This window comes from Nitritalea sp. (assembly GCF_054166705.1).
Genome location: NZ_JBSZCV010000008.1, coordinates 673,435 through 686,897 on the forward strand (window position 1 = coordinate 673,435; position 13,463 = coordinate 686,897).

The 13,463-nt window shown below is 53.2% G+C and carries 10 protein-coding genes; 8 read left to right on the forward strand and 2 right to left on the reverse strand.

Annotated features, from left to right (window positions below):
• The first annotated feature begins 134 nt into the window (after nucleotides 1-134).
• Genes ACXIT9_RS06860 through leuD form a run of 8 tightly spaced genes read left to right on the forward strand, consistent with a single transcriptional unit; the run spans nucleotide 135 to nucleotide 9,409 of the window.
• Complete coding sequence (locus ACXIT9_RS06860; protein ID WP_458055483.1) at nucleotides 135-2,192, forward strand: hydantoinase/oxoprolinase family protein; 2,058 nt, start codon at nucleotides 135-137, stop codon at nucleotides 2,190-2,192.
• Nucleotides 2,193-2,199: 7 nt separating this feature from the next.
• Nucleotides 2,200-4,068: a hydantoinase B/oxoprolinase family protein gene (locus ACXIT9_RS06865; protein ID WP_458055484.1), complete on the forward strand. Its 1,869-nt coding sequence runs from the start codon at nucleotides 2,200-2,202 to the stop codon at nucleotides 4,066-4,068.
• Nucleotides 4,069-4,090: 22 nt separating this feature from the next.
• Nucleotides 4,091-4,723: a GntR family transcriptional regulator gene (locus tag ACXIT9_RS06870; RefSeq protein ID WP_458055485.1), complete on the forward strand. Its 633-nt coding sequence runs from the start codon at nucleotides 4,091-4,093 to the stop codon at nucleotides 4,721-4,723.
• Nucleotides 4,720-5,334: an isochorismatase family protein gene (locus ACXIT9_RS06875; protein WP_458055486.1), complete on the forward strand. Its 615-nt coding sequence runs from the start codon at nucleotides 4,720-4,722 to the stop codon at nucleotides 5,332-5,334. The genes ACXIT9_RS06870 and ACXIT9_RS06875 overlap by 4 nt, the downstream gene beginning before the upstream one ends.
• Nucleotides 5,335-5,336: 2 nt before the next feature.
• The gene (locus ACXIT9_RS06880; RefSeq protein ID WP_458055487.1) at nucleotides 5,337-6,548 is read left to right on the forward strand and encodes a CaiB/BaiF CoA transferase family protein; all 1,212 of its coding nucleotides are present in this window, start codon (nucleotides 5,337-5,339) and stop codon (nucleotides 6,546-6,548) included.
• Nucleotides 6,545-7,429 carry a hydroxymethylglutaryl-CoA lyase gene (locus ACXIT9_RS06885; protein ID WP_458055488.1) on the forward strand — a complete coding sequence of 295 codons (885 nt, stop codon included), beginning with the start codon at nucleotides 6,545-6,547 and terminating at the stop codon, nucleotides 7,427-7,429. Before ACXIT9_RS06880 ends, ACXIT9_RS06885 begins: the two co-directional genes overlap by 4 nt.
• On the forward strand, nucleotides 7,422-8,840 hold the full coding sequence (gene leuC / locus ACXIT9_RS06890; protein ID WP_458055489.1) for a 3-isopropylmalate dehydratase large subunit: 1,419 nt from the start codon (nucleotides 7,422-7,424) through the stop codon (nucleotides 8,838-8,840). The genes ACXIT9_RS06885 and leuC overlap by 8 nt, the downstream gene beginning before the upstream one ends.
• Nucleotides 8,837-9,409, forward strand: a complete 573-nt coding sequence (gene leuD, locus ACXIT9_RS06895; RefSeq protein ID WP_458055490.1) for a 3-isopropylmalate dehydratase small subunit — start codon at nucleotides 8,837-8,839, stop codon at nucleotides 9,407-9,409. Before leuC ends, leuD begins: the two co-directional genes overlap by 4 nt.
• A 69-nt stretch (nucleotides 9,410-9,478) precedes the next feature.
• Here leuD and ACXIT9_RS06900 read toward each other — a convergent pair whose 3' ends face one another.
• Nucleotides 9,479-11,389, reverse strand: coding sequence for a DUF3857 domain-containing protein (locus ACXIT9_RS06900; RefSeq protein ID WP_458055491.1), 1,911 nt, complete (start codon nucleotides 11,387-11,389; stop codon nucleotides 9,479-9,481).
• The gene (locus ACXIT9_RS06905; RefSeq protein ID WP_458055492.1) at nucleotides 11,376-13,418 is read right to left on the reverse strand and encodes a DUF3857 domain-containing protein; all 2,043 of its coding nucleotides are present in this window, start codon (nucleotides 13,416-13,418) and stop codon (nucleotides 11,376-11,378) included. Before ACXIT9_RS06905 ends, ACXIT9_RS06900 begins: the two co-directional genes overlap by 14 nt.
• Between the last annotated feature and the right edge of the window lie 45 nt (nucleotides 13,419-13,463).

Below are 13,463 nucleotides of genomic sequence, written 5' to 3' on the forward strand. Positions count from 1 at the left end.
CGTTAAGCAAAATGAAGGCTTCGGAAAAGCTTAATTCTTATTTTGCAGCTAAACAAATCTTGACTGGGAAGGATTTAAGTTATAAATTCAAAATTGTATACAAAAATACAAAACCAATAAACCCAATCATAATCATGTCAAAAATCCGCATTGGAGTAGATGTGGGTGGAACCTTTACCGATGTTCTGCTCATGAACGTAAGCACGGGGGAGACGCATCGGGCCAAGACGCCCAGCACCCCCGAGGACCAGTCTAAGGGTATCCTGAATGGGATTTTAGCCGCCTGTGAAAAAGCGGGTGTTTCGCCAGCCGAAATTAAAGAGCTGATGCATGGCACCACCGTGGCCACGAATGCTGTTTTAGAGCGAAAAGGCGCACGTGTGGGCCTGATGACCACCGATGGCTATGGGCAGGTCTTGCAGATCGCCCGCTCCTTCGTGCCGGGGGGGCTGGCGGGCTGGATCGTCTGGAACAAGCCAGAGCCCCTCGCCGACCTAGAAGATACCGTGGAAGTGCTGGAGCGCATCGGCGCCGATGGCAGCATCGTCCGTGAGCTAAACGAAGACTCCGTGCGGCAGGCGATCGCTAAACTGAAAAAACGTGGCGTAGAAGCGATTACAGTATCGCTCATAAATTCCTACGCGAACGACACACATGAGCAGCGGATCTTAGCACTTTTTAAAGAAGAGTGGCCAGAAATTCCGGTTTCGCTGTCCTCTGACGTTCTACCCGAAATGCGTGAATACGAGCGCACCGTCACCACCGTGGCCAACTCTTACGTGCGACCGACCCTCTCGCGCTATCTTTCTTCCTTAGAAAAAACCCTTAGCGAAAATAATATCCAAGCCTCTACGAAGGTGCTACGCTCAGACGGTGGCTTGATGTCCTTTGATATCGCAGCCGAAAAGCCGGTAAACCTGATGATGTCAGGTCCCGCGGGTGGCGTGAAAGGGGCGCTGTGGATCGCGAAAAAGGCAGGCTTTAAGAATTTGCTTACCTATGATATGGGAGGCACCTCTACAGATGTGGCACTGATCGAAAATGGCACCCCTGTGGTTCGCCGCGAAACCCGTGTGGGAGACGTATCTGTACGCGCTTCTTCCTTGGATGTCCGTACGGTAGGAGCAGGCGGTGGCTCTATCGCGAAAGTTCCCGAGCTGACGAAAGCCCTTCGCGTGGGCCCAGAAAGTGCAGGCGCTGTGCCCGGCCCGGCATGTTACAGTAAAGGCGGCGAAGAGCCTACCGTGACCGATGCGAACGTGGTCCTCGGCTACCTGCCGGTAGACCTACTGGGTGGTGAGATGCAGCTCGACCGAGAAGCCTCTATCCGTTCGGTCCAGAAAATCGCGGATGCCCTAGGCGTTTCTCTCGAAGAAGCGGCCGCAGGCATTATCAGCATCGCGAATGAAAATATGTTTGGCGCATTACGCCTGGTGTCCATCGAGCAAGGCTACGATCCGCGGGACTTTGCCCTCATCGGTTTTGGCGGAGCCGGCCCCCTCCACGCGAACGCCCTCGGCAAGCTTATGGGCTCCTGGCCTGTAATCATCCCACCTAGTCCGGGAGTGCTCTGTGCCTATGGAGACGCTACGACACAGATCCGAAACGAAGCTGCGAAGACCCAGATAGCAAAGTTAGAAAGTTTAGATGCGAATGCCCTGGCAGCAGAGCTGCAAAGCCTCGGCGAGTCAGCTGCCGCCCTGCTAGAGGAGGAAGGAATCGCCCCTGAAGACCGGGTGTATACCTATCAGATGGACCTGCGCTACACCGGACAGGGTTTCGAAGTGCCCGTAAAGGTGACTGTGGAAGACTTGAAAAAAGATGGTTTTCATGCTGCTATAGCTGCTTTCGATACCATCCACGAACAGCTCTTTACCTTCAAGCTAGACCTACCGCATGAGCTGGTTAACCTTCGCGCCATTGTGGAACAAAAAGAGCAGGAACTCCAAGTGCAGGAGTTGGAAAAAGGGACCGAAGACGCATCAGAGGCTCTCGTGAAGCGGCACGACACCTTCTGGTATGAAGGCCAAAACTACGAGGCTGCTATCTATGACCGTGCTCGGCTAAAGCAAGGAAACCACATCCACGGGCCAGCTATCGTGGCGGAAATGGACTCCACCACGGTGATTTTGCCGAAGCATGAGGCGGTAGTAGATGCCTTTGGAAATCTAATTATTAACCCAACCAACTAAGCAAATCATGTACAAAGCACAAATAATCGAAACGAACGATACCCCGATCCAGGTGGGGGAAATCGATCCGATCACCTTAGATATTATCGAATCAGCGCTGCGTAATGCACGCTTCGAGATGGATGCGGTGCTCTTCCGCACAGCGATGTCGCCGGGAATTCGTGAACAGCATGATGAGTTTCCACTCATCGCGGACCGTAAGGGTAAGATGGTGGTAGGGCAGTTTGGCTCCTTCGTGGATGGCTTTCTAAAAAGCTATGCGGGCACTATCGAAGAAGGCGATATTTTCCTCACGAATGATCCCTATGCTGTGGAAGGTGCTGTCTCCCATCTGAATGACTGGCTCGTGCTCATGCCGATTTACTTTGAAGGACGTCTGGTCGGCTGGTCCGCGATGTTCGGGCACATGACCGATGTAGGGGGCAAAGTGCCAGGCAGTTTGCCGACCGATGCCACCACGATTTTCGAAGAGGGCGTCCGCTTCGCGCCGTTTAAAATATACGAGAAAGGGGTCTTTAACAGTACTGCCATGGAGATCATCCTGCGGCAGTGCCGCCTGCCCCACTGGAACCGCTCAGATTTTAATGCCATCGTGGCCGCCTGTCGCACCGCAGACCGTCGCGTACGTGAAATCTGCTCTCGCTTCGGTGTGGACACCTACTGTTCCGCTACCGAGGCAGCGCTTAACCGGAATAAAGAAGCCATGCGCAAGCTCTTCCAGATGACTGTTTCCGAAGAGACGATTTATTTCGAGGACTACCTCTGCGATGATGGTAGAGGGTTCGGTCCTTATAAATACCGCTGTTCCATGCGACGAGAAGGGGATAAGGTAATTCTAGACTGGGATGGCACTGACCCACAAGCCTTCGGTTCCATCAACTTCTACCTGAATGAAAACATGTTCAAAATGTTCTTTGGCATTTACATGATCATGGTGTTCGACCCGCAAATTCTCTTTAACGATGGCTTTTATGACCTAGTGGAGGTCCGCATTCCCGAAGGCTCCCTACTGAAGCCCCAGTACCCGGCAGCACTTTCTTGCCGTACGCACGCGCTTGGAAGGATGTTCGACGTGCTCGGCGGGCTCCTGGGGCAGCGTCAGCCGGAATTTTTAAATGCGGCTGGCTTCTCTTCTTCACCACATCTGATGTACAGTGGCTATGATAAGGAGGGTGACTGGTTCCAGCTCTTCCAAATCGGTTTTGGCGGGATACCAGGCAAGCCTTTTGGCGATGGGCCGGATGGGCATTCTCTGTGGCCCTCTTTCACGAACGTGCCGAATGAATTCCTGGAAGCCTATTTTCCTCTGCGCATTGAGCGCTACGAGACCGTACAGGATTCCGGTGGTGCAGGCAAGCATCGCGGCGGAAATGGGGTGGATATCGTGTATCGCTTCCTCGAGCCTGGAGAAATTTCTATTCATGACGATCGCTGGTTCCTGCCTCCTTGGGGGGTGAACGGTGGGGCACCTGCGGCTCGTAGCCGCAAAGAGCTCGTAAGAACAGACGGCTCTCGCGAATTTCTGCCAGCTAAATGCGACCGTATCCGCGTGCAGGAAGGCGACCAGCTGCACTTCATCACCTGGGGAGGTGGCGGCTGGGGCGATCCCCTCGAGCGCGAACCGGAAAAAGTACTCAAAGATGTGCGTCGAGGCCTCATCTCCCTTCGCGGTGCTGAGGAAGGTTATGGCGTCTGCATCACTGAGGAGGAGACCTTAGATGGTGCTGCTACCGAAAAATTACGCGAAAAAATGCGTGCTGACCGCGGAGATTTACCTATGTTTAACAGTGGAAGAAGTATCGAGGAGCTTCGGGAGAGCTGCCTGTCCGAAACAGGTTTAGAGCCACCGAAACCTCCTGTATTCATCCGTGCATAAGCCACCTTAAATCATATTCTCTGTGTCTGCTACATCTGAAAAAGCCTACGAGGCCATCAAGTTCATGTTGCGAACTGGCGACATCCCACCAGGTGCGCGCCTCATCGAGCTGGAGCTCGTCGAGAAGCTGGGCATCAGCCGTACGCCCATCCGCGAAGCTTTAAAGAAGCTGGTAGAAGAGCGCTGGCTTGAGTACTTGCCGAATCGCGGCATGCGTGTCCGCGTGTGGACGAATAAAGATGTGCAGGATAATTTCTTCGTGAGGACCATATTAGAATGTGAGGCGGTGGCACTTTGTGCGGAGCACATCCCTGCTCGCGCCATAGAAGAGCTGCGCATGATGAACAAGCAGCTCCGCGCCATCGCCTCTCACCCCTCACAGGAAGCTATCGAGCAGATGACACGTATCAACTTGGATTTTCACCAGTGCATCTGGGCGCATGCCGGAAATCGTGCACTTGAGGATGTCTTGCTGCTGAACATCAATATGCCCACCATGGTCCGCACCTATCAGCATTATGATGCCGAAAAGACGGCGGCTAGCCTAGAGGAGCATGATGCGATGATCGCCGCTTTCGAGGCACGCGACCCAGAGAAAGCACGCCATCTGATGCAGCAGCATTTAAATCGCGCTAATGCCATATTTAACGTATGAAACAGATAGATGCTGGTTTTGCAGGAAGCTTAGGCATGGGAGAGCGTCCCGCCCTCTTGGTCATCGACCTCATCGCGGGCTATTTCCTGCCTGAGTCGCCCCTTTACAGTCCGCGCTATGCCGAAAGCCTGTCGCAGATGCTGGAGAGCATCGCCTTTGCGCGTAGTTCCGGCTGGCCGGTGCTCTACACCCGGCTGACTTATGATCAGCAGCACTGGACCGGAGGACATTTTCTCCGGAAAATCAGTGCCCTCACCCAGCTGCAGACTCATCCGCACTGGGCAGAGTGGGTGAATGGATTGGCCCCTGGGCCAAAGGAACCCATCCTAACCAAGCAGTATGCGAGTGCCTTTCATAATACGCCGCTGCTGGCCACATTAAACTTTCTCCGAGTGGATACCCTCGTGCATGTGGGCCTGTCGGCAAGCGGCTGTGTGCGTGCTACGGCCACGGATGCCATGCAGTATGGCTACATTCCTATCGTGGTGGAGGACGCTGTCGAAGACCGCAGTGCGGCGATAAAGGAGGCGAATCTTTATGACCTGCAAGCTAAGTATGCAGATGTGATGCCTTTAGTGGCCCTTAAAAAACAATGGAATAACCTGAAATAGGTATGGAAAAGATAAAAGGATTAGAACATGGACCGCTTACCGGCATCCGAGTAATCGAGCTGGGTGTGCTGCTGGCGGGCCCTTTCTGTGGGCAGCTGATGGGCGACATGGGCGCCGAAGTTATTAAGGTGGAGCTCCCCGGACAGGGGGATCCCATTCGGAAATGGGGCCGCGAGCTGGTGAACGGGCAGTCGCTTTGGTGGCCTGTACTGGCGCGGAATAAAAAGTCTATCACACTTAACCTGCGCGAAAAGGAGGGACAGGACATTTTACGTCGTCTCATCGAGCAGGCGGATATACTAGTGGAAAATTTTCGTCCGGGTACGCTGGAAAAGTGGGGGCTAGATTATGATACGCTGGCTAAAGTAAATCCTAAGCTGATCATGGTGCGCGTGAGTGGTTTCGGGCAGACAGGGCCTTATGCTCCACGTGCCGGCTATGGCAGCATCGGGGAGGCAATGGGGGGGCTCCGGCATATCGTCGGAGAAGCGGATCGCCCCCCGAGCCGGGTGGGCATCTCCATCGGGGATAGTCTCGCTGCCACGCATGCCACATTAGGAGCATTAGCCGCCCTACGCGCCCGCGAAGTGAGTGGTCGTGGTCAGGTGGTGGACTGCGCCATCTACGAGGCCGTACTCACCATGATGGAAAGCACTGTCACAGAATACTATAAGACAGGGTACGTGCGCGAGCGTACGGGCTCTCGCTTGCCGAATATCGCGCCCAGTAATGTGTATCCCACAGCGGATGGGGAAATTTTAATCGCTGCTAATCAGGACACCGTTTTTCGTCGTCTGTGCGAGGTAATGGGCCGCCAGGAATGGATCGAAGACCCACGCTACCGCGACCATGTCAGCCGGGGCCAAAACGAGGTGGAGCTGGATGAAAAAATCAGCACTTGGTCTATTAATTTCGCTTCCGCAGATTTGCTGAAGCTGCTACACCAAGCAGGAGTGCCTGCCGGTAAAATTTTTACGCCAGCGGATATGCTGGAAGATGCTCACTTTAAAGCAAGGGAGGCGCTTATCACCCATGAGCACCCCGGGGTCGGAGAGCTGGTCATGCAAAACGTGTTTCCCAAGCTCTCCGCCACGCCCGGTCAGGTGCGTAGCGCTGCCCCAGAGCTCGGCCAGCATAATGCGGAGATCTACGCCGACTGGCTGGGTCTCAGTGATACGGAGCAGCAGCAGCTGAAGGAAAGGGGGATCTTATGAGTCCAAAAGATCGGGTCGAGCTGTTGGAAGTCAGTCCGCGGGACGGCATCCAAAATGAACCTTACCTCTTAAGCTTAGACGAAAAGGAATTGTTGGTGCGCAAATTACTCGCAGCAGGATTTCCTGCCGTGGAGATGGGAGCCTTTGTTTCCCCGAAAGCAGTGCCGACCATGGCGGGTACGGGTGAGCTACTGGAGCGTCTGTCGGATGTGCCGCAAGCCCTGCACGCACTCATTCCGAATGTGAAGGGCTACGAACTGGGACGACAGCATGGTGCGAAACATCTTTCTTACGTGTTATCGCTGACCGAAACCATGAACCAGCGTAATGTGCGCATGTCGGTGGCAGAAGGTTTAGAGCAGGTGCGAATTTTAGCCCGCAGGGCCCAAGAGGACGCTATTTCCTTTCGCGTGTACCTCGCCGTGGCCTTTCACTGCCCCTTCGAAGGGCCCACGCCTGCAGCACATAGCTGGGAAATCTTACAGCGCATTGCAGACTGGGGTGTCGCCGATATTTGTTTGGCGGATACGGATGGACATGCGGAGCCGGAACATGCGGCCACCCTTTTAGGGCAGGCGGCCCGTCTTCACAGCCAGGGAGGAAGCCCACGTATCAGTTTACATTTTCATCAGACCTATGGCTTCGCGGCAGCGAATGTTCGGCAGGCGCTAGCGCTGGGATTTCGACATTTCGATACCGCTACGGCCGGGCTGGGAGGCTGCCCTTTCGTTCCGGGTGCTAAGGGCAATGTCCCGGCTGAGGAGCTCTTGCACATCTGCGCGGAAGAGGGCTACAGCACCTCGGTCGATGCCGGCACATTAGCACAGGTAGGTAGCTGGTTGACGGACTTGAAAACCCGTAAACAGGAAAGCCATGTCTAAGACACGCCTCGCAGGCCCCCAGACGGTTTTCGACAAGCTATGGGCAGCCCATGAAGTGGCTGTTTTGCCCGGGGGGCAATCCCTGCTCTACATCGATCTCCACATCTTACATGAGGTCACCACACCACAAGCTTTTCGCATGCTGGAAGAACGTGGCCTTTCGGTGCGCCGACCGGACCGCTGCTTTGCGGTGACGGATCATAATGTGCCGACAGTGAATCAGCACCTGCCGCTGCGGGATGCCCTAGCAGCGCGTCAGGTGGCGCTTCTCCAGAAAAACTGTCGCCAGCACGGTATCACCCTTTATGATCTGGAGCATACTGATCAGGGCATTGTGCATGTGGTAGGGCCGGAGCTGGGTTATACGCAGCCGGGCATGACAATCGTCTGTGGGGATAGCCATACCAGTACGCATGGCGCCTTCGGCACGCTGGCCTTTGGGATCGGGACCTCCGAGGTGGGCTTGGTGCTAGGTACACAGTGTTTGGTGCAGGCCAAACCGCGTCAGCTGCGTATCCACATCTCGGGTCGACCCGCGCCTGAGGTACGTGCTAAGGACGTCATTTTGTATGTTTTACAGCTGCTCGGGGCGAATGGAGCTGCCGGGTACTTTATCGAATACGCTGGCCCTGTGGTGGAAAATATGAGCATGGAAGAACGCATGACGCTTTGCAATATGAGCATCGAGCTCGGTGCACGTGGCGGGCTGGTCGGCGTAGATGCCGTGACGCTGCAGTACCTGCGGGAGCGCCCACGGATACAGGATCACGAGGACCTAGAGGCACTTCTAAGCACTTGGTCCGGCTACAGAAGTGATCCCGAGGCTGAGGTGGACCGTGTGCTTGAGGTGGATATTAGTAACTTGAGTCCTATGATTACCTATGGGACCAATCCTGGCCAGGGGATACCGCTGACGGAGCATATCCCTCGATCGGAGGAGCTCCCGGAAAGCCAGCGGGAGGCGCACCGGAAGGCGCTGGCCTACATGGCGCTAGAGGAAGGGCAGTCCCTATTAGGTGAGCCTATCGACAGTGTCTTTATTGGGAGCTGTACGAATGCCCGGTTCGAAGATTTGCGGGAGGTGGCGACCCTTTGGAAGGGACGTCAGGTGGATCCTCGCTTACGTGTTTTAGTGGTTCCGGGTTCGCGGGCCGTTTTGCGCGAAGCGCAAAAGGAGGGCCTGGATAAAATTTTCGCTGCGGCGGGAGCGCCCCTTCGGGAGCCGGGCTGTAGCGCCTGCCTCGGTATGAATGAGGACAAAATGGCTCCTGGAACGCGCTGCCTAAGTACCTCTAACAGAAACTTCGAGGGACGTCAGGGGCCAGGTGCACGTACGCTGCTGTGTAGCCCGCGAACGGCTGCACTGTCTGCACTTTATGGAAAAATTACGCTAAACGAACTACCTTTATGAGGCCTTTACGAAGCCTATGCGACCGCATTTTATACTTTCCCGACAGCCAAGTGGATACCGATCGCCTATTTCCAGGGGAATTTTTAAAGCGCTCGGATCGGGAGGGCATGGCGGATGCCTTGCTGGTATATGAGCGCTTCGATGCAGCAGGAAATCCACTGCCCCACCCCTTCAATCAAGAAAATCCTCCATCGATTCTTTTGACTGGAGCGGAGTTTGGGACGGGCAGTAGCCGAGAACATGCCGTTTGGGCTTTGGTAGACTACGGGATTCGCGTGATTATCGCTCCCTCTTTTGGGGATATCTTTTATTCCAACTGCCTGAATAACGGGCTCCTAGCCCTCCGACTGCCGGAAGGGGTCTGTGCCCAGCTCGCAGCGCTCGAGCAGGAGGTGCTGGTAGATGTGGAAGAGCAGCATGTAAAAGTGCTGGAAAGTGATGGCGTCCAGTTTTCTTTCGCCCTAGATCCTTTTCGTAAAGCTTGCCTGCTGGCAGGTACCGACATGCTCGGCTATGTGCTAGACAGAGAGAATGAAATTAGGGCCTACGAGCAGGAGATGCACAAATAGCCAGTGGGGATGTAAACAATACGAAAGGCCGAGCCTTCTACTTGCATAGGTGGCCCGACCTCTCCTTGCTTACGGGGACTTGCGTAGGATTACTTTCTGTTTGTCAGCACGCTCGACTTGCTCTAAGAAACTTACGTACTCATTAAACAACTCGGGAGCATATTTTCCTTCTTTCACTTGCAACTCACGCCGAAAGAGCAGCATCCCCGCTTCGTAGGCCAGTGCCGTTTTAAAGTAGCCAAAGGGCATTTCCAGCTCAATGGCCTGTGGCAGTTGATCCACTTCGAAGCCCTTCGGTAGGATGTATGAAATTTCATCCTCATCAGTATATCCCATCGAAATCCGAAATGGTCCTTCACGCTGCTGCTTAGTGGGACGCAGGCCGGTTTCAAGTGTATTCCATTGGTTGGGCTGCAAGATAATACGGCCTCCAGCCAGCTGCCCTACTTTTTTCGCCTGCAGATCCGCTTGAAAGTGGATTTCGGGAAGCAAGTTACCGGTACGTTCGAAGCCATAATCTGCCACAGACAAGTTAGGCAGGCGGTACATGCGCTGGATCCAATCCATTTTGGCACTTTCTTTTGCGTAGGGGAGTTGCAACATCCCTCCGAGATCACTCTGAAGGGCACTACGTATTAGAGAGACTTGGCCTGACAGGTTGGCCCCTTCGTCTAGCTGAAATTTTCCTACTTGCTTTTGAATGTTGACTTCAGCACGATAGGTGGGGGTTTTAACTAATTTTCCTCCTTCGGGAGTGATCAGCAGGGCATGCCGATCGGAGGTGAAATCACCTAAAAAGCCAAAAGGCGTCTGCTGGCTGGTGCACTCCAGGAAGACAGTATCTTTTTCGAGCGGCACGGCCAAAATCGCATGGTTGAAGTAATCTGCCGGGAATGCTGAAAAGAAAGGCTTATTTTGTTCACCCGCATGGATGAGGGTATAAAAATTCGGAATTCCGACTTCATCCAAGAGTGCCCCCATGTAATTCGATAGCGCTTTACAGTCGCCAAAACCATTTTTTTCTACTGACTTCGCCTCGAAGGGGACAAGGCCACCAATCCCCAGCTGAATGCTGACGTAGCGTGTTCGTCCCTGCATGTAGTGGTAGAGTGCTTCGGCCTTTTCCATATCATCCGATAGCCCGGCCACTAGGGTCTGCACGTCTGCTTTGGTTTGTGCGGAGAGATCGCGCTTATCTGCATTTAAGGCATAAAACCAGCGCCCCATTTCCTCCCAGCTACTCAGGTCTCCTGAATTTCCATCAAAGGCAAACTTACCAGGAGAGGCCAGCAGCATCGGTTTTCGCTGCTCTTCTATCACAGCCATCGGTTCGGGCGTGTAGGCGGAAAGAGGCCCGATTTCCCATGACTGTACGTGAAGCTTTCCCTCCTGTCTTTGCGCGTAGCGCGCATCGTCCAGATGACGGCTTAAAAAACGAATTTCGGTCTCTTCAGGGTACAGGTAGGTGATGGAGGCTTTTTCTACGGGGATGCTGGGGTAGCGCTGCGGCACCCAGTTGGGGACATAGTACAAATTCGGCAGCTCGATTTCAAATTCCAAGGTAGCCTTATAGGGGTACTGTGTCTGCCGTAGGTCTAGTACCTTCACCCTATTATCTTCATAGATCGAAAAAGAGCTGAAGTTGCTATAGTCTTCTACATCCGACTTTTTAAACTTATACCGTGTATTTCCTTGTAGATCATGAACAGTGCCCACCAGGTCTTTCACTTTTATGCTGGAGGAATAAGGGACCTGTAGTTTAGCTAACTCAGCCGCTTCAGACCGATAAATCGTGACCACCAGTCGATCCCGGAGCGTAAACTTTCCCCCCGGGCTTACGGTCACGGTCTGTATGTGCTCGTGGATGAGAGCGGGTGGTAGCTGTCTCGCGGCTAAGGGAGCGCCGACCAGCAGGAGCAGCAGTAGGGCAAGGGAAGTGCCGCCTGCTATCCGCAAGTAAGATGAATCAAAGCCCCTCATGTGTCCGCTTTTTTAATACGATAACTTCTTTTTGCTTTTCAGCGATATCTTCGAAAAACGCTTTAAGCTCCGCATAGTCTTTCGCCGCATGCATCGTCTGCTGCACCTGGTAGGTGATCATGATTTGGATTTTCGTCGGTGTGGGCATGGAGCTTCTATAGCGATAGACGATGCCTTTATCGCGAAACTCCAATACTTTGTCTCCAGGGAGTTCCTCCATTTCGTATTCCTCTGGAATATCTAAAATAACGACCGTTTGCCGGCGGGAGGGATAAATGAAATCGATGGGATAGGCGCGATCCTCCCGCTTGAAAGGATTTTCTGTGAGATAAACATCTTCGAAAAGGGAACAAAATACTTGGTCTCCCGCATAAATCAAGCCTTTTTCACCACTTAAATTCATTTTTTGAACGAAGGGGAGCTCCTTATCCAAGGGGTTTTCTACAGAGAAGGCATGCATGTGCCAGTCTTTCGCTGCTGCCTGCTGTTCTTCTCGATATTGGTCAGGACCTTCGGTCAAATATTTCTTGCGTAGATACGTGCCCTCATAACCAAAGGTATTCCGCTGCACCTCCTGGGTGAGCCCATTTGCTCCTAGAGTTAGCTCATGCAGGGCCACGGTATTATTGGGCTTGGCATTTCGCATTTCACACCAGCGCGCACCACTGGGCTCGATCACTAGGCCAGCATTATTAATGGCCCGCATGGGCAAAATCCCGTAAGGCATCGCTGCATCACTGGCATCTAAGACTAGGTCCTTCCCTTCAAGTTTTACCAGGGCCGTGACATAGTTCAACTTATGCATGACAGGATAGCTTTGGTTTAGAAAGCCTCGATCGCGGCTCATGCCCACGACCGGGTAAGCTGGCAGCTGCGCCTCTTGAAGTAAGGCCACGAGCAGCAGATTAATTTCAGGTACAGTCCCCTTGCCCTCTTTGTACACCTTTTCTAGGCTTTGGTTCGGGTAAAGGCCTCGCGAACCCTCCCAAGCTACTTTTTGTGTGACATGCGCATAGATTTTTTGTGCCTTTCGCTCCGGGCTGTCAGACTCTTCCACGATGGAAGCTACAAGTTGACGAGTGAAGCGGTTGGAAGCTAGATGCTTCCCGAAATCCTCATCCTGCATTAACTTGGTGGCTACATCTTGCCAGTTGCCTGAAATAGTTTGGCGGGCGCTGTTTGGGAACTGTACGTGTAGGAGCTGCAGGTCTACGCGTGAGGCATAGCTCATGGGATTGTCAATGAAGGCCTCTTCACGCATAGCGGGCACATCAGCAATGGCCAGATGCATCTTGCGTGTCGTGTAGCGAACATTTGAAGTGGTATAATTGCTTTGGCGTGTCAGGCGGCTGTCCACTGTTTCCTTTTCTGTCCACATCGCATTGCCATTTCCTTCACTATAATCAGACACCGTAAAGGGCAGAAACCCCTGTGAAGTCTGCGCGTACTGGAAATATTCCGGGTATTCGAAGTTGAACTCACTCCAAACCGTCGGAATCCAGTCTTGGAAGTACCATTCCCGCACATAGTGCAGCAGATCAGACGAGAGCTCATAGCTGATTTCCACGATGGCGCCTTCCTGCACTTGGGGTGGTGACACTTTTTTTAAAGCAAAGTTTTTACTTACCGCCTCATCGAAGACATGCTCTTTGCCGATTTTGGTGCGCTGCACTTTGCCGTTTACGGCCTGATACACATTTCCTTTAATGCTGGCTACCTGATCGTGGCTGCCCTGGAAGGTGTAGTAAGGGATTTCCAGATCGCCATGGGTCAAGCCGTCCTTTTTTAAGATTTTCACCACCTTATAGACTTGATACTTGATCACAAAACCCAAGTTGCTCTGGTATTCGATGGTTCCTTTGGTCGCGTTATGCAGCACGAGGGCTGCATCATCCGGGTATTCGGATGCATGGTCGTGAAGTAAAAGCTCGGAGGAAATTTTACCGAATTTTAGGTCTGACTGCGCATACAGCCCCCCTGTCTGAAGAAGAAGCCCAAAAAAAAGGGCCATTGTAAAAAAACTTTTCATAGTGTGCTGAGTTATCTAGCACTAATTTATGAAAAAAAGAAGAAT